Source organism: Clostridium simiarum (genome assembly GCF_018919175.1).
Classification (GTDB): domain Bacteria; phylum Bacillota; class Clostridia; order Clostridiales; family Clostridiaceae; genus Clostridium_L; species Clostridium_L simiarum.
The window spans coordinates 491,616-516,225 of sequence record NZ_JAHLQL010000001.1; the positions used below are offsets into that span (position 1 = coordinate 491,616).

Below are 24,610 nucleotides of genomic sequence, written 5' to 3' on the forward strand. Positions count from 1 at the left end.
AAGCTCTTTTAAAAGGGGGCGCTATAAATATATTGAATAAATTTCCAAAAGGTCTAAAAATTGGATAGATAAAGAGGTTAGTAAAGATGGTGCAGAACTATCTGGTGGAGAAAAACAAAAAATTGCTGTTTCTAGGGCATATATGAGCGATAAAGAAATTATGATATTTGATGAGCCATCGTCAGCACTTGATCCAATTGCCGAAATGGATCAGTTTATGAATATTAAGGAAAAGATTAAAGGTAAAACAGCCATTCTAATTAGTCATCGGGTTGGATTTGCAAGGCTTGCAGATAGAATAATTGTTATGGATAATGGGAAAATCATAGAGGATGGAACACATGAAAATCTTATTCTAAAGAATGGTGTTTATGCAGATTTATTTAATAAGCAAGCGCAATGGTATGATAGGGGTGTAGCGCAGTCATGAATACAGTAAAAGAAAGACTATGTTTTAGCGAAAGGATAAAAATAATATTAAAGGCACTAAGGGTTAGTATTAAAACAAAAAGTAAAGTTTCAATATTAATAAGTCTTGTTGGATTTTTAATGGCATTTGTTCCGGTAATTTCATCTAATGTATTAAAACAGTTTACAAATGAAATACAAGAAATATCCATAAACCACAGTAAAAGTATATCGGACGTATTTGCTACTTTTACAGTGCTAACGAGTCTTTTTATAATTCAGACAATTTTTAATTTTTTATTCAACTATATACAAGAAGTAGATAGGATAAGGACTGATAAGTACATACATGAAACCGTCTTAAGATGTACTTGTGATGTTAAATATATAGAAAATTACGATGATTTTAAAGAAAAAATATATTTTGTAAATACGTATGCTGGTTATAAGGTAGCAGAGAGTATGCAGATGATTATAATATGGATTCAAAATATGATTACTTTCATCAGTATTTTTTATGTTCTAGTTAATGTGAATATATGGATAGTAATAATATTACTTGTCACTTGTATACCATCAGTGATTCTATCTTATAGACAAAAATATGAAACATATAGGCAGGATATAAAATGGATGAAAGAAGGTGCTATGGTTATTCATTATTTTTTCATATGTGTTGCAGAAAGGACAATGTTAGAAATTTGACATTTGGGAATTTTTTACTATATAAAAGATCGCTGGAGAGAAAATTCAGATGTATATGTTAAAATCAAAAACAAAATGACAAAAAAGCATGTTCTCTATAATTCGGTTGCTGATATTTTGAGAAATGTCGTGTATATGGCGGTTTTGTTAATTGTTGCCAATGAAATATATCAAAAACCTGATATGGGACTTGGGGTATTTATGCTCGTATTTACACTGTCAAGACAATTGCAGGATATTACATCAAAATTATTAATAGGTGCGGCACAATTTGAAAGTGATATTAATTATATGAAAATTTTTTTTGATCTTAAAAAATTGGAAAGAGAAAATATAGATGATACAGCTGAGCTTATTGAAAATGGTGATATTAAATTTGAAAATGTAAATTTTTCATATCCTAATAGTGAGAAATTGGTTATTAAGGACCTTAATTTAACAATAAAAAGTGGTGAAAAAATTGCAATTGTAGGTAAAAACGGTTCTGGAAAGTCTACATTTGTAAATCTTATTTGTGGAATGTATGAGCCAGACAGTGGCGTTGTTAAGATAAATGATATAAATATACATAATAACTTAACTGCTGTAAGACGTTCAATATCTGTTGTGTTTCAAGATTTTGGACATTATGAGGCTACTATAAGAGAAAATATAACATATATGATAAATGTAGGAATGCAAGTGTTGAAGAACTATTTCAATTAGTAAATAAGACAAATGCAAATGAAGTAGTGGTTAAACAGCCAATAAAATTAAATGAACAAATAGGTATATTTAGTAAAAATGGAAACAATCTTTCGGGTGGGCAATAGCAAAAAATAGCTATTACTCGGGCAGTATATCGTAATAGGGCAAAAATTATGATACTTGATGAGCCAACATCAGCACTTGATCCGGTTGCAGAAGCTCAGCTTTATAGTGATTTTGCAAATCTTACAGAAGGCAAAACTACAATTCTAATTTCTCACAGACTTGGTATAACAAGCATTGTTGATAGAATTTTGGTTTTTAAAGATGTAGAAATAATCGAGGATGGTAGTCATAAGGAACTTTTAAGTAATAATGGTTATTATGCAAAGATGTATTATGCCTATGGTTTGTAGAAATGAGGAATTTAAATTATTGCACAATAATTTTGTCCATAGATCTAAAAACCCGTTGAAAAAGATGCAGTCACTTATAGCCTTATGTGGAAAACTTATAAAAATTTTATTTGCTATGGTTATAAAAGGCGTAGCATATGATCCTACACAAGTAATATGTCATTTAACTAATTTACAAACAGAGCAGAATGCTGCTTAAAAATATATCAATCAAAATAAATTTAATAACCTTAGATATTCATTATAAATTATAGTTTTAGTTCTTTGAAAAGATAGCTAGGAATTCAGCAGTATAATTACCATTAGGGCAATTGACCCAGTTTAGGAGCATCGCTGATACCACATCATGGATAGACAGTACAAAGGAATTTTAGAGCATAGACTCAGTGAGAGATGGGAGGGTTAGTCACCATGATATTAGTGGAAACATTCCAGTAATAATTTGGTAAAAAATTCATTTTTCTGATGTTTTACTTAATCAATGCAATAATATTGAATTAATTCAATTTATACACAGTCATATTCATAAAGCTATCATATCAATGAATAAAATTATAAGAAATAAAGAGTATTTAAGAGTATTTTAAAATATATAGGGGGAGTTGGTAATATATGAGTAATGAAGTAATAAATATTTTAAAAAATCATCGGTCAATAAGAAGCTTTGAAAATAAAAAAATTGAAAAAAGAGTTTTAGATGAAATACTTCAGGCTGGTATTAGAGCCGCTAATGCAGGAAATCTACAGGGATATTCGTTAGTTGTACTTGAGGATTTAGATAAATTAAAAGCATTAGGAGTATATAATACTCCACTTGTAATAATAGCATTAGCTGATGCTTATAGAACAAAGAGATGGTTTAATGCTTTTGGAGAGGATAATACACCTGTAAATACTATTCATGGATTGTTCATGAATAATTGGGATGCATTAATTTGCCTTCATAATATTTCTATAGCAGCAGAAAGCTTAGGTATTGGAACATATTATAATGGTGATGTAATTTCTATGGATATAAGGAAGGTAATAAACAATCCAGTATACACCTTTCCAGCAGGTATGCTTTGTTTAGGTTATCCTAAAAATGAAGGTAGACTTTTAGATAGATTGCCACTAGACGCTGTAGTGCATTACAATTCATATAAAATACCTACTGATGAAGAAATAAAGGATTGGTATTGTGAGAAAGAATTTTTATTTCAAACTAGAAACACTAAAGAAAGACTTGAAGAATTAAGAGATAAGGGTATTTTTAACATAGCTCAATCGTATTCCAAAAATAAATTTAGAAAAGATGAACTACTAAAAATTAATGAAGAAATAAAACGAAATATTAAAGAGTCTGGATACGATGTGTAATGCTCATTATTAACTAAATATAAATTATTAGAGATGAGCATAATTTATATTTTAAAAATTGAATACAGAAGTAAACTAGGATAGTTCATTTTCACTTAAATAATTTCGACCTGTGCATAAAAATTTTTGAGATAAATAAAGCATAGGATTAAAGATAAAGAGACCTCCCCCTATCAAAAAACAAAAAGCTAGCTTCTTACAGACAGGGGGTAGTCCTTGTCCTATAATCCATAAACAGAGAATTTACTTTTTTATACAGTAAATAAGTAGCTTAGATTTCTACTTTATGATATAAACTTAAAATGTATTTTTGAATTTTCATGCCATTGCTCATGCTCATTATTTTTATATAGAGTTATTATTGTTGCTAAAGCAACAGAGCCATCTTTAGACCAACTCATTCCATTATGTTTTTGTCTAGTTGCCACTAGCAAATCATTAACCTTTTCAGCTTTATTACTTGAAATCCTTAAGCCTAATGATTTTCTTAAAGCATAACAAGGTATGTAATTTCTGTTTCTTTTAAAGTAACCTATAAGTCTTTCTATGTTGCTTTCAGATTTAATTTTGTCGGTAGCAATAGATCTTAATATTTCAATAGCTGCATCTATCTTACCAATCCATAATTGAGATTCCACCTTTTAAAGTATTTCATTTCTAAAATACTTTAAATAACTCTAAACCTAATGATCACAATCTTTTAGGATATAGATGGACTACTCCTCTTTTAGCAGAATATATTAATCAAACATATGGTGTATTATATTCAGATGAAACTATTAGACGTATCTTACTAAGTGAGAATTATACTTTCAAAAGATCTCAATCAAAGCCTAGCAAAGCAGATGAGTCTGAGAAAGAAGACTTTAAAAAAATGAAAAATCTTCTAGATACTGTAGAGGATTCTTCTGATTGTGTCATCTATGCTATGGATGAAACTTACGTAAGACTCGAGTCTCAAAACCGTAAAAGTTGGAGCATAAAAGGGGTATCCCCTATACTTGAAAAGAATAATCCTCATATAGGCGCCAACATTGTTGGCGCTAGTAAAATACATGGTTCATTTGAAACTTTTGCTGGTATTTACCCATCAAATCATAGCATCGCTAATGCCGAAATCCGTAATTTCTTTGATTTTTTACTTAAACTGAATGAAGGTAAGAAAATATATATATTAATGGACAATGCTAGATCACATACATGCCCTAAAATGAGAGAGTATGCTGTTGAGCATAAGGATAAATTGATTTTTATCAATTTTCCTCCATATTCACCTGATCTTAATCCGCAAGAAAACTTGTGGAATTTACTAAAAAACTCACTTTTTCAAACTAGAGCAAGATCCTCTATCAAAGAACTATTTGATGATATCTGTAATATATATGACAAACTTAATGAAAATGATTCAATAAAACATTCGGTTACTTATGCTAGAAATTACTATGAATAATTTAACTTTCAACTGTGGTTATCTATAATATTGCCATAATATTTGAAGATAAAAAATTAACTTATAGGGAGTTAAATGAAAAATCAAATAGTTTAGCAAGACTTTTAATGAATAAGGGCGTTAAAGAAAATTCTATAATAGGAATAATGGTTGATAGATCGTTAGAGATGGTAATAGAAATAATTGGAGTATTAAAGGCAGGAGGAGCTTATTTACCAATAGATTCAAACTATCCTAAACAAAGAATAGAGTATATGTTAAGTGATAGCCAAAGTCAAGTGTTGCTAACGTCAGGAAGATTAATAAATGATATACAGTATAATGGTGAAATTATAGATTTATTTAAAGATTAATTATTCAATAGTAGTTCTGAAAACTTAGAAAAGATAAATAACTGAGATAATTTAGGCTATGTCATTTATACATCAGGAACTACAGGTAACCCTAAAGGGGGTATGCTTAAGCATTCAAATTTAAATAACTTTATAATGAGCTTTAATAAAAGTTTTAATTCACCAATTGGATCCGAGGATAAAGTATTATCGTTAACAAATTATGTATTTGACGTAAGTGTATGTGAAATTTTTGTGGCACTAACAAATGGAGCTACATTAGTTATAAATGATAAGCACAAAACTTTTGATCCGGCAGAGATAAGTAATTTAATAGTTGAGTATTTCGTTTCGATAAGACCACAGTCACGAACGTGAAGGACAGCCGCCTTTATTCTTTTATGAGCATTGCTGCTGAGTGTGATTTTTATTCATCAATATATCCTAGATGAGCCATCTGTTCCATCTGCTTGGAATACGATTCATTATCTAATGGATCAGTTCCTTCACAGTAAAGGGAAACATATCTTGCATAGGCTTCCTGCCATTCATAACGGCCAGCAAGTCCTGAATAAATCTCGGACCTGAGTATCAACCCATCATAGTCAGAAAGCCGTTTGCTTAGTTCATGGCGCAGGCGGATTGTTTCCAATTCCAACTGCTTGATATCATCTACAAGATAATCAATTAGCTGCAAATACAGGAATTCCATATGATCATCATTAGGAATAAGGTTATTCATTAACTTCACCTTCTTCCATTTTTAAAGACTTTATACCATGACGTTCCCTCATTGAGACTTTTCCATCTATTATGATTTCATAGGCATTATGTATAATTCTGTCCATGATAGCTTCTGATATTGGTCCATCATTAGAAGGGCTAATCCGCTCATACCATCCGCCTTTTCCATATTGGGTGCAGAAAATCATAGAACCATGATGTGTCCTTGCTTCTATGATTTCAAGAAGGTCATAGGATTCCTGCGGGGTAAGACATCGTATAAGCCACTCATCCATAATTAGGAGATCAATCTTCTGGTAACTCTTAATTACCTTTTCAAGTGTACCGCAGCCTTTTGCCACATTTAACTCGTCTATTAATGCTAAGATAAGATTGTACAAAGTTGCTAATATTTCTATGTACAAAATTGCTAATATTTTTTACAGTATTAATGGGTGATGAATATGAAAATTAATACTGAAATAGATATAGTGTCGATAAATGATTTAAAAAAATTAAAATTATTTGTGGAGGTCAACAATTTGGATAAACCAAACTTTAGTGAATTAGGAAGAAATCTAGGAGTTGATAGAAGAACTGTTAAAAAATATTATGAAGGAAATTTAAATAATGAACGTAAGCAAAAAAATCTAAGATAGATGATTTCTACGAAATAATAGAAAAACTATTATCCTCTGAAAATCCCCAAGTATTTCATTACAAATCACATCTATATAGATACTTGGTTAGGGAGCATGGACTTCAATGCTCAAGGAGTAACTTTAATTATTTTATATTAAAGCATGAAAAATTCGCAGAACACTTTAAGCCGAAGGCTAAATCAGATTCTATAAAATCAGAAACACCTTTCGGTAAACAAGCACAATTTGATTGGAAAGAAAAAATAAACTTTACATTTAAAGATAATACCAAAATGGTATTAAACGTAGGTAGCTTAGTGTTATCTGCTTCTAGGTTCAAAGTCTAGACTGTTTGCCCATCAACTAATCAAAATTATTTATTTGATTTTCTAGCAAATGCCTTTGAAACATTAGGTGGTGTCCAAAGGAAATATTGATTGATAATGCATCAACAATGATGGACAAAGCAAGGACGGAATGTTGTGAAGGAAAAATAAATCCAAAATTCGAACAATTGGCTAAAGATTTTAACTTTAAGATAGTTCCATGTGTAAGGGCTCGCCCTAATACTAAAGCAAAAGTTGAAAGTCCAATGAGAGTCATAGATGAGATTATGAGTTATAATGGTGTGTTAAAAGATGTAGAAGAATTATATGAAAAGATGAGTTTGATAACAAATGTGTTATCAAAGTTTTTATTGTATTAGGAATACCACAGGTTATACCTGTGGTTCTAAAAAGCTTTTAGCTATGCGTAGAAAAAATAAAACCTCCAATGTAAAATGAAAGTAGGTTTGCCGACCAAAATCATTAAACAAAGGAGGTATATCCAATATGGATAACAGTAGTTTAGCACATAGCAAGTGGAATTGTAAATATCATATAGTTTTCGCACCTAAGTATAGGAGGCAAGTAATATATGTGAAAATAAAAGCAGATATAGGACAAATATTAAGAAAACTATGTGAACATAAGGGAGTAGAAATAATTGAAGCAAACGCATATAAAGATCATATACATATGCTTGTAAGCATACCGCCTAAATTAAGTGTATCTCAATTTATGGGGTATCTAAAAGGAAAGAGTTCGTTGATGATATTTGATAGACATGCAAATTTGAAATATAAATATGGAAACAGACAATTTTGGTGTAAGGGTTACTATGTTGATACAGTTGGCAGAAATAAAAAAGTTATAGAAGAGTAGATAAAAAATCAAATACAAGAAGACATATCATATGAGCAGATGAGTTTAAAAGAATATGTAGACCCGTTTACGGGTGATCCAGTAAAACAAGGCAAAAAATAATAACCCCTTTAGGGGTAGCCTGAAAAAATTTGCGGTTGGCAAATCGTTCAATGTGCGAGTAGCACAGCCAGTAATATGCCCTTATAGGGCTAGAGCAAACCACCCCTTCTAGGGGTGGTCATGATTACAGTTTGAGCTGTCGCATTAGGACAACAGCCTTTTAATTTTTATTTAAAATATCTATCTAATAATCCTTTAAATGCAGCACCATGTCTTGCTTCATCTTTACACATTTCATGAACTGTGTCATGGATTGCATCTAAGTTAAGTTTTTTAGCTAATGTAGCTAAATCTTTCTTTCCTTGGCAAGCGCCGTGTTCTGCATCTACTCTCATTTGAAGATTAGTTTTTGTATCAGCTACAACAACTTCTCCTAATAATTCAGCAAATTTAGCTGCATGCTCAGCTTCTTCAAAAGCTATTCTCTTATAAGCTTCAGCAACTTCTGGGAAGCCTTCTCTATCAGCTTGACGGCTCATAGCTAGGTACATTCCTACTTCAGTACATTCTCCTGTAAAGTTAGCTCTTAAAGCTTCTATAACTTCAGCATCTACATCTTTAGCTACTCCAATTCTATGCTCATCTGCCCAGGACATTTCACCTTCAGATTTTTCAACGAACTTTGCAGCAGGAGCTCCACATTGTGGGCATTTTTCTGGTGCAGCTTCTCCTTCATAAACATACCCACAGATTGTACAGACAAATTTTTTCATTAAAACCATCCTCCTTAAAATTATGTTGATTTATATTATATATTTACTATTTTACCAACAATTATTATTATATAACAATCATTATAGAAAAGCAATAGTTTTTTACATATTTATAAACATATATATAACTATTGCTTTTTATACCAAAGTGTAAGCTTTTAACCAAATTTTATTTTAAAGTCATTTAAAACACTATATTAAATATAACATATTTCAACAAAAATATCCTAACAATGCTAAAATAAGTTACATAATATTTTGTTTATATTTACTTATCTTATGCAATTACTTATATGCTATCAAATCATTTTCAATGATTTTTAAAGAAAAATAAAAAGTTACTCCATTATTCTTATTTATAACACCATGTACACTATGGTGTTTTTCTAATATATTTTTCACTATAGCTAAACCAAGGCCAGTTCCACCACCGGATCTGTTTCTAGATTTATCAATCTTATAGAATTTATCCCATATATTTAGGATTTCTTCATTAGGTATATTTGAATTTGAATTAAATACTTCAATAAACAAATAATCTTTTGTTTTATAATATTCAGGCATACTATAATTTGATTTTTTCACACCTAATTCTGAGGTAATTTTAATTATTCCATTTATAGTGGTATGCCTTATAGCATTAGATATAAAATTATTTAGAACTTGCTCAATTCTAAATTTATCACCTTCCACAAAAGTATTTTCTACTTCTGTGATTATTTCAATATTCTTATCTTTTAGTAGTGGTGTTAATTTTTTTATTATATGCTCCACTAAAGACTTTATATTAAAAATTTCTATATTGAGCTTAAAAGAACCAGATTCTAATTGAGATAGGTCTAGCATATCCGAAACTAAGTTTCCCATATTATGAGCTTCATCAATTATTACATCTACATAAAAATCCCTTTGTTCTTCCTCTGCAATATTATCTTTTAGTCCTTCTGCATATCCTTCAATAAGGCTTATAGGCGTTTTTAATTCATGAGATACATTAGCTATAAAATCCTTACGCATTTTTTCAATACGTCTTTCTTTTTCGATATCTTCTTTTAGTTTATCATTAGACTTACTTAACTCTTTTAAGGTATTACTAAGATTTAAAGATAAGAAATTTAAGGTTTTTGCTAAATTTCCTATTTCATCTTCTCTATCTTCATCGCACTGTACAGAAAAGTCCATATTAGCCATCTTTAAAGCACTTTTATTTATGGCCTTTAGAGGACGAGAAATTAAATTAGAATATATTATAGATAGTAACACTATACCAAAAATTCCAAGAAGCAATCCATAGGGATAAAAATCTCTTATTACAGAGGAAGCTTCTTTAATGGTCTGAAAAGGAGAAACAGCAATTATTATATTATCATTGGTACTTTCTAAAGATATAGGAGCTATGCAGACAATATTATTTATGCTTTGATTTTCACTAGTTAATATTTTAGTTATAACACTGCCTTGTGATAGTATGGCAGAAAATTGAGGGTTTCTAGAAATTGTAAAAAATGATTCTTTTAGCATATCAAGAATAATAGCATCTATTTGTTTATTAGGATCAGATAAAAAAACAATCTCACCTTTATTAGAAAATATGGCGATTTTAGCGTTATTATTTTTTTCAAAACTTTGCATACTATTAAATAAAGCTTGTTTATTAGTATAATTGTATGAGTATGTTATTTTAAATGAATTTATTTCTGATTTTAATGTACTCATTTTTTTGTTTATATAAAACTTTTCAAAAAATATAGATTGAAAAGACATTATAAGCACTAAAATAATACTTATGAATACTGAAGTTATGGCAAAAAGTCTTAGAGTTAAGTTTTTTTTCATTTTTTCACCTCAAATTTATATCCACTTCCTCTTACAGTGGATATTAAATAAGACTTGTTCTTTAATTTTTCTCTTAATCTTTTAATATTGGTATCTACAGTACGGGGATCACCAAAATAATCTATTCCCCACACATTATCTAATATTTTATCTCTATTTAAGGCAATGCCTTTATTTTCTACTAAGTATATTAAAAGGTCATATTCTTTCGGAGTTAGGTATATTTCCTCTTCATCTAAATAAACCTCATGAGAGAGGGTATTAATAATTAATCCGTCAAACTCCTCGTTGTTTTTTTCAATAAAATCCAGAGAATCACTTCTTTTTAGTAGAGCTTTGGCTTTAGCCACCAATATTTTAGGACTAAAGGGTTTTGTTACATAGTCATCTGCGCCAAGCTCATATCCTAGAAGTTTATCCTCTTCATCAGATTTTGCTGTAAGAATTATTATAGGTACATAGGATATCTCTCTAATAGATTTACAAAAGGTAAAGCCATCCATTAGAGGCATCATTATATCTAGTATAATTAAGTTGATATGACTTTTTTCATTTTTAAAAATACTTAAAGCAGTAAGGCCATTTTCAGCTTCTAATACCTTAAAGCCTTCCTTTTTAAAATAATCTCTTAAAAGTAATCTCATTCTAAGTTCATCTTCAACAATTAAAATGGTTTTTTCCAAGGTTATACCTCCTATGCAGTATGTATAATTATATTTTAATTATACTATAATTTTTTAAAGTAGAATAATAGAGAATTAATCTTTGCATTAGAAACAAAAAAATGAGATAATTTAAAGTGACAATGGGAGGTAATACATATGAACAAAAATAAAATAAAAGACTTTATTTCATCTATTGATCCTTTGGATAAAACTGCTATGAATAAGGTAGTAAAGTATATGGATAATCTAACAAAGCCTATTGGAAGCTTAGGCTATATGGAGATTATGACAGCTAAAATAGCAGGAATAAAAGGATATTTACCTAAAGAGTTGAAGAAGAAAAATATAATTATTATGTGCTCTGATAATGGGGTGGTAGAAGAGGGAATTAGCTCTTGTCCTCAAAATACTACAGCATTAGTTACGGAAAACTTCACCAAAGATATTACAGGGGTTAAGGTTTTAGCTAATTATTATGGAGCAGAGTTAACTGTTGTAGATGTAGGGGTTAACCATGACTTTAATAATAATAAAATATTAAATAGAAAAATAAGTTATGGTACAAATAATATGGTGAAAGAAAGTGCTATGTCTTTAGAGCAGGCATTAAAGGCTATAGAATCTGGTATAGAAATTGTAGAGGAATTACATAAAAAAGGTGTAGATATTATAGGAACTGGAGAAATGGGAGTAGGAAATACTACTACCAGTGCAGCAGTATTTTGTGCCTTAACAGATATGGAGATTGATAAAATTGTGGGGAAGGGAGCAGGAGTTACTGAAGCACAATATAAGGTTAAAAAATCAGTAGTAAAAAAGGCTATAGAAGTAAATAAACCCATTAAAGAAGATGTTGTGGATGTTTTAAGTAAAGTTGGGGGATACGATATTGCAGCTTTATGTGGATGCTATTTAGCAGCTGCTAAATATAGAATACCTATTGTTATAGATGGATTTATATCTTCTGTGGCAGCTTTTTGTGCTTATAAATTAAACCCTTTATGTAGAGAGTATATGTTTCCCTCACACTTATCTGCAGAGCCAGGTGCTTGTTACATAATGGAGCAATTAGGACTTAAACCTATATTGAATTTAAATATGAGATTAGGTGAAGGTTCAGCATGTCCTATGGCATTTAATATAATAGAAGCTTCTCTTTACACAATAAATAACATGGGGACTTTTGAAAATGCTAGGTTAGACAAAGATAACTATATAGATATAAGATAATATTAGAGGAGTGAGAGCATAATGGGTAAAATAATATTGGTTACAGGAGGAAGTAGAAGTGGTAAAAGTACCTTCGCAGAAAACCTCTTAAAAGAAAAAGACCAAGTTTTATATATTGCTACAGCTATAGTTACAGATGGTGAAATGAAAGAGAGAATAGAAAGACATAGGGAGTCTAGAAATCCAAAGTGGGTAACTCATGAGGGATTTACAAATTTAAATGAAGCAGTTAAAAAGTATAATAAGCCCTATATACTTTTAGATTGTGTAACTATAATGTTAACAAATTTAATTTTTAATAGGGAAGAAAATTTGGAAGAAAATGTTTCTCGTGAAACTTTAGATGCTATATATAGAGAGATAGAAAAGGAATACTCCCTTCTTTTAAAACAGGTTAAAGAAGAAGATACTACTCTGGTTATGGTAACTAATGAAGTGGGAATGGGACTAGTTCCAGAATATAAATTGGGAAGAATATTTAGAGATTTTGCAGGATGGATAAATCAATATTTAGCTAAAAACAGTGACGAGGTTTATTTAGTAACCTGTGGAATTCCTCTAAAAATAAAATAATATCAGGATGTGTGTAATGTTGATTGAAGAATTTAAAAGTTTTTTACTTATAGTACAGTTTATGACAAGGATACCTATAAATATAGTTCTTCCTTGTGAGGATAGAAATTTCAAAAGGGCATCAGCTTATATACCTTTAATAGGAATGATAGTTGGAGCTTCACAATTTATAGTCTATAAGATATTTTATAATTACATACCTAAGGAATTTTTATCAGTACTTATGATAATAACCTATATATGTATAACAGGTGGATTTCATATTGATGGATTAGGAGATACCTGTGATGGCTTCTTTGCCTTTAAGGGAGGTAAGGATAAGATTATAGATATAATGAAAGATAGTAGAATAGGAACTTACTCTTGTATGGCTATAATTATAGATATTTTACTAAGATATATTTCTTATGAGAAAATTATAGGACTTAATAAAGGTTATATTATAATATTAGCTCCTTTTATGGGAAGAGTAGCCCTTCAGATCTTAGCTTACATAGGTAAGGCTGCTAAGGAAACAGGATCAGGAAATTTTATTATAAATAATATATCTAATAGAGAGCTAATCATAGGTTTTATAATTTTAGCTTTAACCTCTTATAGCATGAATAGCTTAATACCTTTTTTATATCAATTTGCTTTATTTTTTATTTCACTTATTATATTGTTATTATTTTATGGCTTATGCAAAAACAAAATTGGAGGCATAACAGGGGATAACTTAGGTGCCATGAATGAAATTATAGAATTGACAGCTCTAATATTTATTTTATCATTAAAAATATAAAGTAATATTTAAGTTAAAGTAGCAAGTAATATATTAAGTTAATAAAGAAGTTTTATTAAAAGTCAACCTTCTAAAATCTAATGAAATATATTAAAAGGCATAGAATTTATTGATATAAATTCTATGCCTTTTTCCTATTAGTGAATTTTACTATAACTCTAAAGGATGAAAATTTCTTAAGGAGGTACTGGAATATAATTTTTTTAATTCTTCATAAAGGAAATCTAGACCTTTAATTATTTTATCTTCACTAACTTTACATAGACTCATTCTAATAGAAGGGGTTTTATTAAATTCATCTAAATAAAAGTTTGAGCCATTTCTAAGCTCAATATCTTTAGAGAGCATTAAGCTTATGAGCTCATCTATATTGATATTAGGCATTTTTATTAAAGAAAATAGACCGTTATTAGATATTTTATAATCTAAATTTAGGTTGGAGAACTTTTCCATTTGGTTTTTAAATAGTCTCATTCTAGTACCATAAAAATTTTTCAACTTAGATATATAGTTTTCATATTGACCATTATTTATAAATAAACTTAAGGCTCCTTGCATAGGCACTGTAGTTACTAAATCAAAGGTTACTTTATAATTGCTAAAGGAATCTATTAATCTTTTAGGTAATATACAAGCTGAAAGTCGCATACCTGGTATAAGGATTTTTGAAAAACTTTTCATATAAATAACCCTTTCGTTTTCATCATACCTATATAAAGGATAGGAGTTATTTTCATTTAAGTCGCTAAGATAATCATCTTCAACTATATAAACATTATATTTATTTGCAAGATAAGCAATATGCTTTTTGTCTTCTTCAGAAAGAGAAGTTCCAAGAGGATTTTGCATCCTTGGCATGGTATAAAAAAACTTAATATCTTTATTTTTGAAAAGATACTCTAATCTATCTAGGTCTATTCCATTAAAATCTCTATCTATTCCATATACATTTAATTTATTAATATTAAGCCACTTCAAAAAAATATTGTAGGTAGGTTGTTCTACCAAAATAGAATTTTTATTTTCACCAAAGTTTAAAAGAGATAATATAGAAAGGGCTTGTTGAGCTCCAGAGGTAATAAAGAGTCTTTCCATAGAACAATCTATATTGGCTTTTGTCATCATTGAAAGTATACTTTGTTTTAGAGGGATGAAACCTGAGGATAAGGAATAAGCAAAAATATGATATTTGTATTGTTCTACTGCATTTTCAAAGGATTTTTGAAATTCTTCATAGGGTAATATTTTACTATCTGGTTCTCCTGAAGAGAAGTTAATTATATGGTTATCATTAAAACTATAATACTTTAGCTGGTTATCCATTACAAAGTAACCGCTCTTTGGTAATGCATAGATAAGGTTTTGTTTTTCTAATTCTGAATAAGCTCTTATTACTGTAGAATTACTACAACTAAATTTTATAGCTAGGGCTCTAATAGAAGGTAACTTAGATGTAAAGCTACCATTTTCTATCTCACTTTTTATATAGTTAATTATAATTTCATATTTTGTACTCATAATAATTCACCTACTTATTTTGTATAAATACAGTTCCTACTAATTATAAAGTATATCATAAAAATTTACAGTAGTGTATTAATAATAAAAACAAACTGTATCAATACAAAAACTTGTTTTACTTAAAATTTTGTTTTAGACTAATTTAAAGTATAATAAGTTAATAGATAAATATTCTAAATAATATTTACTTTGATTAAACATGGATAAGTATATTATAATAAGATAATAAGTTTTAATCTGTACATTATATTAATTAAAAATCTTACCAGTTTAGATATTCTTGTAAGGAGGATTATTTATGGGATTTTATGAAGAACTAAGCAAATATTATGACATAGTGTTTGAAAAAAATAATGCTACTGTAGAGTTTCTACTAGAAGATTTAAAAAAACATCAAAAGGTAATAGACCTAGCCTGTGGCAGTGGAACTTATTCCATTGAACTTGCTAAGAATAAAATGAAGGTTTTAGGGATAGATTTAGATTTAGACATGATAAACTTAGCTAAGAAAAAATCCAATAAATTAGAAAATGTAAATTTTGTATGTGAAAATATGATGAATTTAAAAAACATAGCTAAGGGTGAGTATAACTCTATATTTTGCATAGGAAACTCTTTAGTGCATATTACAGATAGAAAAGCAATTAAGACTTTATTTAAGGACATATATGATGTATTAGAACCACAGGGTGAGCTAATAGTACAAATAATAAATTATGATAGAATAATAAAATATAATGTAGATCATCTTCCTACTATTAAAAGAGATAAAGAGGCTTTAGAATTTATAAGAAAATATGATTATAATAAAGAAGAGGATTTAGTGTATTTTAACTCTGAATTAATTATAGGAAATGAAGAAAACCATAGGTATGAAAATACTGTGACCCTCCTTCCGCTTAGAAAGGATGAACTAGAACTTATGCTATTAGACATAGGTTTTAGCCATATGGAGTTTTATGGAGGGTTCAATAAGATTCCTTATAATGATAAGGCTTATGCTACTGTGGTAAGGGCAAAAAAGATATAATAACAAGAATGATCAAGGATGAGGGGATAATTTAATGAAAAAACTGATTTTCGATGCTAAGGATAGCTTACTGGATAATGGACTTAGAGTTATTACTATAAAAAAAGAAACACAAATAATGTCAATACAAATTGGAGTAAGTATTGGAGCTATGTATGAATCCATAGAAGAAAAGGGAATTTCTCACTTTATTGAGCACATGTTATTTAAGGGAACTGCTTTTAGAAGTAATGAAACACTGAATAATGATTTAGAGTTTTTAGGTGGGGAGTACAATGCTTATACAGATTATAAGGCTACTATATATAGTATAAGCGCTTTAGAGGAGGAAATTTCAAGTTCTTTGGATTTATTATCGGATATGATTATAAATTCATCCTTCAAAGAGGAAGAGATAGAAAGAGAAAGAGGTGTAATATTATCTGAAGCAAGAAGTAGCTTAGATGATGTTGAAAACTTAACCTTTAAAAAATTAAATGAAATAGCTTTTGTTAATAGCCCTTTAAGGTGGGATATTATAGGAGAAGAAAAAAATATAAAATCTTTTAATAGGGAGCAATTGATAAGATTTTATAATAAATTTTATACACCGCAAAATTCTATATTAGTTATGGTTTCATCCCTAGATCATAGTGAAGCTTTAAGTAAGATAAATAGTAAGTTTGGTTCTTGGAAGGGAGAGTTTTCAAATAAAAACTCCATAATAGTTGAAAAAAATAATCCAACAATAAAAACTACAATTAAAAGAGACATAGAGCAAAGCTCTATAGCCTACTTATATACATTTCATGATTTGCCTAAGGAAAAGGAATTACCCTTAAAGATTTTAAACCATAAACTTGGAGAAAGTGCTAACTCAATTTTATTTAGAGAACTTAGAGAGAAGCTTGGATTAGCCTATGATGTTTATACAGATTTAGATATGACACCACAAATAAAGACCATGGCTATATACACTGCGGTATCTGAAGAAAATATATCTAGTGCCATGGAAGCTATTGATAGATGTATAGAGGATATTAAAAATAAAAAAATTCGATTTAATGATGATACAGTAAATTTAATGAGTAAGGTTCATAAAACTGCAGTGATATCTACTATAGAGGATTCTACGGATTTAGCAAATTACGTGTTGCATCAAGCTTTAGAAAAAGAAAATATACATGCATACATTGAAGATATGAAGGCTTTAGAAAATATAAGTAGCAAAAGCATATATGATGTGGCTAATATAGTTTTAGAAAACCCAACTATACACATATTAAAAAATGAAATAGATTAAAGGTGAGATTATTAGATGGAAGGTAAAATAACTTCAATTGAAATACAAAGTAGAAATAAAGATAGGGTAAACATATTTGTAGATGGGGAATTTGCTATAGCTTGTTTTGCAGAAATAGTATATAGGAAAAACTTAAAAAAAGGGGATAAAATTGATATATCTCAGTTAAATGAGATATCATTAAAGGAAGAATATTCCAAGGCAAAAAATTATGCTTTAAGATTAGTAGAAAAGGGATATAAACCAGAAAAAAATGTGGTAGATAAACTATTGCAAAGAGGTTATAGTAAAGATACTATTAATGAAGTTATAATCTTTTTAAAGGAATACTCCCTTATTGATGATAAGAAATATGCAGAAGCTTATGTAAAAGAAAAAAGTAATTCTCAAGGGAAAAACAAGATAAGATATGCCCTTTTAAATAAAGGTATTGATAAAAATATAATAGAGAATGCCCTAGAGAATCTTTATAATGAAGAAATAGGAGAAAATATTGCTGAAAAGGTAGCTATAAAAAAGTACAACGCAATAATTCAAAGAGAAAATGATAAATATAAGATTAAAATGAAACTGTATAGATTTTTAATAGGAAAAGGCTACTCAATGGATTGTTCCAAATCAGTGGTGGACAAAGTGCTTCAAGAAAATGAGTTGTAGAGGGTGGTAACCTTATGGAGAAAAATTCTATTAATTTATTATTTATTCTTATGTTTTTATATCCACTATTAAAAGGCTTTATTTTTAAATTTGATTCTTTAAATTTGAAAGAGGGATTAATAGAAACGGAGAAAAACATTGCTTTTTTACTGTCTATACCAATTAGTGTATATTTAATGAAATATACAAGGGGGTACTTAGATACTTTTATTAAAAAAACACCTTACAGTGTAATGTATTATATTGAAAAATATAATAAAGCATTTTATGTTATAGTTTTTTTAATAATATGCTTTATAATTTATAGTATACAGCTACTTATTTACAATCTATTAAATTATCTTATTTTCTATCCCTTAATAAGATCTTTAGAAAATAAAATAAAATATAAAGGCAGTACATTTAATAGAATAATTGGAGCCATTTTTTCCATACCTAAAGGTGTTTGTTATGTTTTTTTTACAGCATTTTTTATTTATTTTTTATCTTACTTTTACAAAGGAGAAAAGTTAAATTACTATCTAGAAAGTTCAAGTATATATAATAAAATAAATATATCAATAATGTCTCCCTTAACTAATTCAAATCTGGTAAAACAAATTCCAGAAATAATAAAAGATTCCTTTAAGGTGGAGATTAAACAAAATCCTAGCAATGTTGTAAAAGGAAAAAACAATAAAGAAAATACTATTGTATATTATAATGGTGTTACCTTAGAAGAAGGCATAAAATCCAGTGAATATATAGATAATTTTTCTATAAATTTAGTTAAAGGATATAATAATGATAAAGCAAAAGCTAAAGCCATATATAATTGGATTGGTTTAAATATAAATTATGACTATGAAAAAGTAGATAAAGTATATAATAATGACTTTAAAGTGGATTCAGGTGCTAAGGTTGCTTATGATACTAAGGAAGGGATATGTTTTGATTTTTCTTGTCTTTTTGTTGCGATGTGCAGAGCAACGGGGTTAAAGGTTAGGTTAGTTACAGGAGAAGGATTTAATGGTTTAGATTGGGTAAGTCACTCTTGGAACCAAGTATATATTAGTGAAGAAGATAGGTGGATAAATGTAGATACTACTTTTTATAGAGGAGGAAATTATTTTAATAGTAAAAAATTTGATTTAGATCATAGAGGAGAAAACATAATAGGTGAATGGTAGTAGGTTGTCTCGCAAAGTATATAGAGACAACCTGTTAGTTATTTAATATGATTTTTTAAAATTAAATCAATTGCTTTTTTACAATCTTCATCCTCATGATCTAATGACCAAGAAGTATTAAAATATAACAAGGCTTTATTGTTATCTCCACTCATGGCATAACAATAAGCTAAATTAAAGTAATATTTACTATCCTCTTTTAGGATAATAGCAGATCTTAAATGATTGATTGCTTTTTGATATTCTTTTAGTTTAATAAAGCAAACTGCTGAATTGTAATATGAGCAAGCTTCATTTTCTTTGTTTTCAATAGCTTTTTTGTATAGACTTATTGCTTGTTTATAGGATCTGCTGTTGTAAAACTCATTGGCTTTTTGAAAGTAATCCATTTTACTCCTCCCAAAATTCATGCATATTACTAACGCAAACTTAAATATTATATTTACATTCTTAACCAACGAGGAATTTTATATACAATATATTAGAGTTTATTCTAGAATTTACAAAAGCTTTGGAAATATTGTAAAAGGATTTAGCATATTAGAAAAATTAAATTAATATTATGGAAAGTAAAGAATGAGAAAAGTAAATAGTTTATAACCTTAATGTAATAAAATTACTGAGGAATTGACGGTAATAATTCACAGTGATATTATTTTAAAATATAGATAAGTTTAGTGTATGCATGAAGGATTTTATAATTATTTTATGGAAAGAGATGATAATTTTGAAAGATGTATTACACATAGGATTGGACGTTGGATCTACTACTGTAAAGATAGCAATTATGGATAAAAACTGTAGATTGATATATGGAGATTACAGGCGACATTATGCTGATATTAAAAATTCCATTAAGGAAATTTTGACAGATATAAAAGCTGAATATAAAGAACACTTGATTACAATAAGTGTTACAGGTTCTGGTGGATTAGCAGTTTCAAAATGGTTAGATATTGACTTTGTTCAAGAAGTTATCGCGTCTACTACTACAGTAGAAAAATTTATACCGGAGACAGATGTAGCTATAGAGCTTGGAGGAGAAGATGCCAAAATAACATATTTTAAAGGTGGAATAGAACAAAGAATGAATGGTACTTGTGCTGGCGGTACTGGTGCTTTTATAGATCAAATGGCATCTTTAATACAAACTGATGCTAAAGGATTAAATGAGATGGCAAAAGAACATCACCTTATTTACCCTATAGCTGCAAGATGTGGAGTTTTTGCAAAAACTGATATTCAACCACTTTTAAATGAAGGAGCTAAAAAAGAAGATTTAGCCGCTTCTATTTTTCAAGCTGTAGTAAATCAAACTATAAGTGGACTTGCTTGCGGAAAACCTATAAGAGGAAATATAGCCTTTTTAGGAGGACCACTATACTTTTTATCTGAATTAAGACAGAGATTTAAAGAAACATTGAATTTAAAGGATGAACAAGTTATATTTCCACAAAACTCACAACTTTTTGTTGCTATGGGAGCAGCCATATTTTCTAAGAAATCTAAGATAATTAATTTTAACAAATTAATACAAAAATTAGATGTCTTAGATATTATAAAAGGAAATGAAGTTGAAAGACTAAAACCTCTTTTTAAAAATGAAGAAGAAAAGATAGAATTTAAAAAAAGACATAGTTTAGCAAAAACTCCTAGAGCAGATCTAGCAAATTACAAAGGCAATTGTTTTTTAGGTATAGATGCAGGTTCTACCACTACAAAGGTAGTGCTTATAGGGGAGAGACAAGAAATATTATATTCTTTTTATGGTGGCAATAAAGGTAATCCATTAAATTTGATTGCAGATATATTAAAGGATATATATAGAATAATTCCTTCAGAAGCTAAAATTATGAATTCCACAGTGACAGGTTATGGGGAGGGATTAATAAAGTCTGCCTTTAAAGTGGATATTGGTGAGATAGAAACTATAGCTCATTATAAAGCAGCAGATAACTTTTTACCAGGAGTAGATTTTATTTTAGACATTGGTGGACAAGATATGAAGTGTCTAAGAATTAAGGATGGAGTTATAGATAGTATACTTTTAAATGAAGCATGTTCTTCTGGATGTGGATCTTTCATTGAAACTTTTGCAAAATCTTTAGGTACTACCGTAGAAGACTTTGCAAAAGAAGCACTAAAATCAAAAGATCCTGTTGATTTAGGGTCTAGATGTACAGTATTTATGAATTCAAGAGTTAAGCAAGCTCAAAAGGAAGGGGCTACAGTTGCAGATATTTCAGCGGGATTATCTTATTCTGTTATAAAAAATGCTTTATTTAAGGTTATAAAGATTAAAAAGCCTGAAGATATGGGGGAAAATATTATTGTTCAAGGTGGAACCTTTTATAATGATTCTATTTTAAGAAGTTTTGAAATTATTTCTGGAAGAGAAGCTATAAGACCAGATATAGCAGGGCTTATGGGAGCTTATGGTGCCGCTATTATAGCTAAGGAAAGATATGAAGTTGGACATGATAGCACTTTATTAAAGGAAGAGGATATTTTAAACTTTAAAGTTGAAAGTAACATGAGGCGCTGTGGCCTTTGTGCCAATAATTGTTTGCTAACGATAAATGAGTTTTCTAATAAGGAAAAATTCATTTCTGGTAATAGATGTGAAAGAGGAGCAGGAGGGGAAAACTTAAATTCTGAGCTTCCTAATTTATATGATTATAAATATAAAAGATTATTTGATTATAAGTCTCTTCCTTTAGAAAATGCAAAGAGAGGAATTGTAGGAATTCCGAGAGTATTAAATATTTATGAAAACTATCCATTTTGGCATAAATTTTTTACAGAATTAAAATTTAGAGTGGAGCTGTCCCCTCGGTCTTCTAAAAAAATATTGGACTTAGGGATAGAAACTATACCTTCAGAGTCTGTGTGCTATCCTGCGAAGCTAGTTCATGGACATATAATGAGCCTAGTAAATAAAGGAGTTGAATTTATATTCTATCCTTGTATAGCTTATGAGAGAAAAGAATTTAAAGAAGCAAATAATCATTATAATTGTCCAATTGTAACTTCCTATGGAGAAGTTATAAAAAACAATATGGATATAATAAAGGAAAAAAATATAAATTTTAAGAATCCATTTATCTCTCTTGAAAACAAAAGAAAACTTTCGAAAAGACTTTATGAGGAATTAAAAGAGTTTTCTATAGGCTATGGTGAAATAGTTAGCGCTGTAGATAAGGCTTGGGATGAGATGGATAATTTTAAGCAGGATATAAGGGTAAAGGCAGGAGAAGCTTTAGATTATATAAATAGAACAGGAAAAAAGGGTATTGTATTAAGTGGAAGACCTTATCACATAGATCCTGAAATAAACCACGGTATAGCAGAGCTTATAACAAATTATGATATGGCTGTATTTACGGAAGATAGCTTAAGCCATTTAGGACAAGTTGAGAGACCTTTGAGAGTAGTAGATCAATGGATGTACCACAGCAGATTATATGCAGCAGCTAGTTTTGTTGCTAGCCAAAACTCTTTAGAATTAGTTCAGCTTACATCCTTTGGCTGTGGATTAGACGCAGTAACTACTGATCAGGTTCAAGAGATATTAGCTAAGAGTGGAAAGATATATACTCTGTTAAAAATAGATGAGGGCAATAATTTAGGGGCTGTAAAGATTAGGTTAAGATCCTTAAAAGCTGCAATGGAAGAACGTGAAAGAGCTGAATACAAGCCAACTCTTTATGAGCACAATCATGAAAGAATTGTATTTACAAAGGAGATGAAAGAAAGGCATACAATATTATCTCCACAAATGTCACCTATTCATTTTCAGTTTGTAGAAGAGGCCTTTAAAGCTAATGGATATAATCTTGTAGTGTTACCTAAAGTAGATAATGATGCTGTAGAACAGGGGTTGAAATATGTAAATAATGATGCCTGCTATCCTTGTATAATGGTAGTTGGTCAATTAATACAAGCCCTTAATTCGGGAAAGTATGATTTAGATAATACCTCCATTATAATAAGTCAGACTGGAGGCGGATGTAGAGCTACAAACTATATAGGATTTTTAAGAAAAGCTCTTAAAGATGCTGGATATCATAACGTACCTGTGGTTTCCCTAAATACAGTAGGAATGGAGAAGAATCCTGGTTTTTCTTTAACTCCAAGTTTATTCAATAAAGGAATGATGGCTATAATTTATGGTGACTTATTGATGAGGGTTCTTTATAAAGTTAGACCTTATGAAAAAATCAAAGGATCATCTAATGAATTATATAACAATTGGATAAATAAGATAAAGAAAAATGTATATAATGGAAGTCACAAAGAGTTTAAAGAAAATGTTAGAAATATAGTAAAAGACTTTGATAACTTAGAGATAAATAATGTAGCAAAACCTAAGGTGGGCCTTGTAGGCGAAATACTAGTTAAATTTCACCCTTCAGCTAACAATAATGTAGTAAATCTTATTGAAGAAGAAGGTGGAGAGGCTGTGATGCCAGATTTACTAGACTTTTTCTTATATTGTGCCTATGATCAAGAGTTTAAATATAGATATCTATCAGGAAGTAAATTATCCCAAATATTAGGGAGTGCTTCAATAAATGTAATGGAGTATTATAGAAAAACTTTAAGGGAAGCATTAGAAAGAAGCGAAAGATTTGAGCCACCAAAATATATAAAAGAGTTAGCTAATAAAGCTTCTAAAATATTGTCCTTAGGGAATCAAACTGGAGAAGGATGGTTTTTAACTGCTGAGATGATAGAGCTTATAGAAAGTGGTGTGGAAAATATAATTTGCATGCAACCTTTTGCCTGCCTACCTAATCATGTTACAGGAAAGGGAATGATAAAAGCCTTAAAGGAAAAGTATCCTAGGGCTAATATTGTAGCTGTAGATTATGATCCTGGTGCTAGTGAAGTTAACCAGTTAAACAGGATTAAACTTATGCTTTCTGTGGCCTTTAAAAATCTTCAAAATCCAATTACTCCAAAAGAAATAGAAAAAGAAATATTAAAGACTGTAGATAATAAAGCATAAATACTTGACACTATGCTGTAAGTATTATAATATATTTATTAAGTTAAATAAACTGCGATGATAAAGAGGAGTAAGGAATTCAAGTGCTTTAAGAGAGAAGGACTCACCGGC

The 24,610-nt window shown here is 29.3% G+C and carries 24 protein-coding genes, 3 pseudogenes and 1 other annotated feature (1 of these 28 running past the window's edge); of the genes and pseudogenes, 19 read left to right on the forward strand and 8 right to left on the reverse strand.

Annotated elements, in window-relative coordinates:
- The first annotated feature begins 64 nt into the window (after window positions 1–64).
- The 6 genes from KQI89_RS02265 to KQI89_RS02290 all read left to right on the forward strand — a co-directional run bounded on the left by KQI89_RS02265 (window position 65) and on the right by KQI89_RS02290 (window position 3,575).
- A complete protein-coding gene (locus tag KQI89_RS02265; RefSeq protein ID WP_343216342.1) occupies window positions 65–430 on the forward strand; it encodes an ATP-binding cassette domain-containing protein in 366 nt (121 codons plus the stop codon).
- Entirely contained in the window at window positions 427–1,113 is a 687-nt protein-coding gene (locus KQI89_RS02270; RefSeq protein WP_216455739.1) for a hypothetical protein, read from the forward strand. The genes KQI89_RS02265 and KQI89_RS02270 overlap by 4 nt, the downstream gene beginning before the upstream one ends.
- A gap of 117 nt (window positions 1,114–1,230) precedes the next feature.
- On the forward strand, window positions 1,231–1,818 hold the full coding sequence (locus KQI89_RS02275) for an ATP-binding cassette domain-containing protein (protein WP_216455740.1): 588 nt from the start codon (window positions 1,231–1,233) through the stop codon (window positions 1,816–1,818).
- A 155-nt stretch (window positions 1,819–1,973) separates the two neighbouring features.
- Entirely contained in the window at window positions 1,974–2,216 is a 243-nt protein-coding gene (locus tag KQI89_RS02280; protein ID WP_216455741.1) for a hypothetical protein, read from the forward strand.
- A complete protein-coding gene (locus KQI89_RS02285) occupies window positions 2,206–2,415 on the forward strand; it encodes a hypothetical protein (RefSeq protein ID WP_216455742.1) in 210 nt (69 codons plus the stop codon). Before KQI89_RS02280 ends, KQI89_RS02285 begins: the two co-directional genes overlap by 11 nt.
- Before the next feature lie 413 nt (window positions 2,416–2,828).
- Window positions 2,829–3,575, forward strand: coding sequence for a nitroreductase family protein (locus KQI89_RS02290; protein ID WP_216455743.1), 747 nt, complete (start codon window positions 2,829–2,831; stop codon window positions 3,573–3,575).
- A gap of 284 nt (window positions 3,576–3,859) precedes the next feature.
- Here the strand turns inward: KQI89_RS02290 and KQI89_RS02295 are convergent, their stop codons facing one another.
- On the reverse strand, window positions 3,860–4,213 hold the full coding sequence (locus KQI89_RS02295; protein WP_216455744.1) for a hypothetical protein: 354 nt from the start codon (window positions 4,211–4,213) through the stop codon (window positions 3,860–3,862).
- A 50-nt stretch (window positions 4,214–4,263) separates the two neighbouring features.
- Between KQI89_RS02295 and KQI89_RS02300 the strand changes: the two are divergent.
- From KQI89_RS02300 to KQI89_RS02310, 3 genes and pseudogenes are all read left to right on the forward strand, one after another.
- A pseudogene (locus tag KQI89_RS02300) lies at window positions 4,264–5,025 on the forward strand (IS630 family transposase); the annotation flags it as partial.
- A gap of 14 nt (window positions 5,026–5,039) precedes the next feature.
- Window positions 5,040–5,378 (forward strand): AMP-binding protein, encoded by a 339-nt coding sequence (locus KQI89_RS02305; RefSeq protein ID WP_216455745.1) that lies wholly within the window; start codon window positions 5,040–5,042, stop codon window positions 5,376–5,378.
- 57 nt (window positions 5,379–5,435) lie between these two features.
- Window positions 5,436–5,735, forward strand: a pseudogene (locus KQI89_RS02310) (AMP-binding protein); the annotation flags it as partial.
- A 49-nt stretch (window positions 5,736–5,784) separates the two neighbouring features.
- On the opposite strand, the gene KQI89_RS02315 reads toward KQI89_RS02310, so the two are convergent.
- Window positions 5,785–6,099 carry a hypothetical protein gene (locus KQI89_RS02315; protein ID WP_216455746.1) on the reverse strand — a complete coding sequence of 105 codons (315 nt, stop codon included), beginning with the start codon at window positions 6,097–6,099 and terminating at the stop codon, window positions 5,785–5,787.
- The gene (locus KQI89_RS02320; protein WP_343216324.1) at window positions 6,092–6,505 is read right to left on the reverse strand and encodes an ATP-binding protein; all 414 of its coding nucleotides are present in this window, start codon (window positions 6,503–6,505) and stop codon (window positions 6,092–6,094) included. The genes KQI89_RS02315 and KQI89_RS02320 overlap by 8 nt, the downstream gene beginning before the upstream one ends.
- 649 nt (window positions 6,506–7,154) lie before the next feature.
- On the opposite strand from KQI89_RS02320, the gene KQI89_RS02325 reads away from it, so the two are divergent.
- Complete coding sequence (locus KQI89_RS02325) at window positions 7,155–7,427, forward strand: hypothetical protein (RefSeq protein ID WP_216455747.1); 273 nt, start codon at window positions 7,155–7,157, stop codon at window positions 7,425–7,427.
- A gap of 127 nt (window positions 7,428–7,554) precedes the next feature.
- Window positions 7,555–8,028 (forward strand): annotated as a pseudogene (gene tnpA, locus KQI89_RS02330) (IS200/IS605 family transposase).
- 167 nt (window positions 8,029–8,195) lie between these two features.
- On the opposite strand, the gene KQI89_RS02335 reads toward tnpA, so the two are convergent.
- The 3 genes from KQI89_RS02335 to KQI89_RS02345 form a co-directional block, all read right to left on the reverse strand.
- On the reverse strand, window positions 8,196–8,741 hold the full coding sequence (locus KQI89_RS02335; RefSeq protein WP_032121531.1) for an NADH peroxidase: 546 nt from the start codon (window positions 8,739–8,741) through the stop codon (window positions 8,196–8,198).
- A gap of 285 nt (window positions 8,742–9,026) precedes the next feature.
- Window positions 9,027–10,577 carry a sensor histidine kinase gene (locus KQI89_RS02340; RefSeq protein ID WP_216455748.1) on the reverse strand — a complete coding sequence of 517 codons (1,551 nt, stop codon included), beginning with the start codon at window positions 10,575–10,577 and terminating at the stop codon, window positions 9,027–9,029.
- Window positions 10,574–11,260, reverse strand: coding sequence for a response regulator transcription factor (locus KQI89_RS02345; RefSeq protein ID WP_216455749.1), 687 nt, complete (start codon window positions 11,258–11,260; stop codon window positions 10,574–10,576). The genes KQI89_RS02340 and KQI89_RS02345 overlap by 4 nt, the downstream gene beginning before the upstream one ends.
- A gap of 138 nt (window positions 11,261–11,398) precedes the next feature.
- On the opposite strand from KQI89_RS02345, the gene cobT reads away from it, so the two are divergent.
- From cobT to cobS, 3 genes are read left to right on the forward strand one after another with little or no spacing between them, the layout of a single operon-like run.
- Window positions 11,399–12,472 (forward strand): nicotinate-nucleotide--dimethylbenzimidazole phosphoribosyltransferase, encoded by a 1,074-nt coding sequence (gene cobT / locus KQI89_RS02350; RefSeq protein ID WP_216455750.1) that lies wholly within the window; start codon window positions 11,399–11,401, stop codon window positions 12,470–12,472.
- Between the two features lie 21 nt (window positions 12,473–12,493).
- Window positions 12,494–13,045, forward strand: a complete 552-nt coding sequence (gene cobU, locus KQI89_RS02355; RefSeq protein WP_216455751.1) for a bifunctional adenosylcobinamide kinase/adenosylcobinamide-phosphate guanylyltransferase — start codon at window positions 12,494–12,496, stop codon at window positions 13,043–13,045.
- A 16-nt stretch (window positions 13,046–13,061) separates the two neighbouring features.
- Window positions 13,062–13,829, forward strand: coding sequence for an adenosylcobinamide-GDP ribazoletransferase (gene cobS / locus KQI89_RS02360; RefSeq protein ID WP_216455752.1), 768 nt, complete (start codon window positions 13,062–13,064; stop codon window positions 13,827–13,829).
- 150 nt (window positions 13,830–13,979) lie between these two features.
- Here the strand turns inward: cobS and KQI89_RS02365 are convergent, their stop codons facing one another.
- A complete protein-coding gene (locus KQI89_RS02365; protein ID WP_216455753.1) occupies window positions 13,980–15,347 on the reverse strand; it encodes an aminotransferase-like domain-containing protein in 1,368 nt (455 codons plus the stop codon).
- A gap of 301 nt (window positions 15,348–15,648) precedes the next feature.
- Between KQI89_RS02365 and KQI89_RS02370 the strand changes: the two genes are divergently transcribed.
- From KQI89_RS02370 to KQI89_RS02385, 4 genes are read left to right on the forward strand one after another with little or no spacing between them, the layout of a single operon-like run.
- Window positions 15,649–16,380, forward strand: a complete 732-nt coding sequence (locus tag KQI89_RS02370; RefSeq protein WP_216455754.1) for a class I SAM-dependent methyltransferase — start codon at window positions 15,649–15,651, stop codon at window positions 16,378–16,380.
- A 34-nt stretch (window positions 16,381–16,414) separates the two neighbouring features.
- Window positions 16,415–17,662: a M16 family metallopeptidase gene (locus KQI89_RS02375; RefSeq protein ID WP_216455755.1), complete on the forward strand. Its 1,248-nt coding sequence runs from the start codon at window positions 16,415–16,417 to the stop codon at window positions 17,660–17,662.
- 15 nt (window positions 17,663–17,677) lie between these two features.
- Window positions 17,678–18,319: a recombination regulator RecX gene (recX, locus tag KQI89_RS02380; RefSeq protein ID WP_216455756.1), complete on the forward strand. Its 642-nt coding sequence runs from the start codon at window positions 17,678–17,680 to the stop codon at window positions 18,317–18,319.
- 14 nt (window positions 18,320–18,333) lie between these two features.
- The gene (locus KQI89_RS02385) at window positions 18,334–19,488 is read left to right on the forward strand and encodes a transglutaminase-like domain-containing protein (protein ID WP_216455757.1); all 1,155 of its coding nucleotides are present in this window, start codon (window positions 18,334–18,336) and stop codon (window positions 19,486–19,488) included.
- Between the two features lie 38 nt (window positions 19,489–19,526).
- On the opposite strand, the gene KQI89_RS02390 is transcribed toward KQI89_RS02385, so the two are convergent.
- On the reverse strand, window positions 19,527–19,877 hold the full coding sequence (locus KQI89_RS02390) for a tetratricopeptide repeat protein (protein WP_216455758.1): 351 nt from the start codon (window positions 19,875–19,877) through the stop codon (window positions 19,527–19,529).
- A gap of 338 nt (window positions 19,878–20,215) precedes the next feature.
- On the opposite strand from KQI89_RS02390, the gene KQI89_RS02395 reads away from it, so the two are divergent.
- On the forward strand, window positions 20,216–24,499 hold the full coding sequence (locus KQI89_RS02395; protein ID WP_216455759.1) for a 2-hydroxyacyl-CoA dehydratase: 4,284 nt from the start codon (window positions 20,216–20,218) through the stop codon (window positions 24,497–24,499).
- A gap of 48 nt (window positions 24,500–24,547) precedes the next feature.
- Window positions 24,548–24,610: a binding site (T-box leader), on the forward strand (it continues 155 nt past the right edge of the window).

Bases quoted from the DNA above. Each gene is read 5' to 3' on its own strand.
- KQI89_RS02270 (WP_216455739.1), top strand. From the start codon at position 427: ATGAATACAGTAAAAGAAAGACTATGTTTTAGCGAAAGGATAAAAATA.
- KQI89_RS02280 (WP_216455741.1), top strand. From the start codon at position 1,974: ATGATACTTGATGAGCCAACATCAGCACTTGATCCGGTTGCAGAAGCT.
- KQI89_RS02285 (WP_216455742.1), top strand. From the start codon at position 2,206: ATGGTTTGTAGAAATGAGGAATTTAAATTATTGCACAATAATTTTGTC.
- KQI89_RS02290 (WP_216455743.1), top strand. From the start codon at position 2,829: ATGAGTAATGAAGTAATAAATATTTTAAAAAATCATCGGTCAATAAGA.
- KQI89_RS02315 (WP_216455746.1), bottom strand. From the start codon at position 6,099: ATGAATAACCTTATTCCTAATGATGATCATATGGAATTCCTGTATTTG.
- KQI89_RS02335 (WP_032121531.1), bottom strand. From the start codon at position 8,741: ATGAAAAAATTTGTCTGTACAATCTGTGGGTATGTTTATGAAGGAGAA.
- KQI89_RS02340 (WP_216455748.1), bottom strand. From the start codon at position 10,577: ATGAAAAAAAACTTAACTCTAAGACTTTTTGCCATAACTTCAGTATTC.
- cobT (WP_216455750.1), top strand. From the start codon at position 11,399: ATGAACAAAAATAAAATAAAAGACTTTATTTCATCTATTGATCCTTTG.
- cobU (WP_216455751.1), top strand. From the start codon at position 12,494: ATGGGTAAAATAATATTGGTTACAGGAGGAAGTAGAAGTGGTAAAAGT.
- cobS (WP_216455752.1), top strand. From the start codon at position 13,062: ATGTTGATTGAAGAATTTAAAAGTTTTTTACTTATAGTACAGTTTATG.
- KQI89_RS02365 (WP_216455753.1), bottom strand. From the start codon at position 15,347: ATGAGTACAAAATATGAAATTATAATTAACTATATAAAAAGTGAGATA.
- KQI89_RS02370 (WP_216455754.1), top strand. From the start codon at position 15,649: ATGGGATTTTATGAAGAACTAAGCAAATATTATGACATAGTGTTTGAA.
- KQI89_RS02375 (WP_216455755.1), top strand. From the start codon at position 16,415: ATGAAAAAACTGATTTTCGATGCTAAGGATAGCTTACTGGATAATGGA.
- recX (WP_216455756.1), top strand. From the start codon at position 17,678: ATGGAAGGTAAAATAACTTCAATTGAAATACAAAGTAGAAATAAAGAT.
- KQI89_RS02385 (WP_216455757.1), top strand. From the start codon at position 18,334: ATGGAGAAAAATTCTATTAATTTATTATTTATTCTTATGTTTTTATAT.
- KQI89_RS02390 (WP_216455758.1), bottom strand. From the start codon at position 19,877: ATGGATTACTTTCAAAAAGCCAATGAGTTTTACAACAGCAGATCCTAT.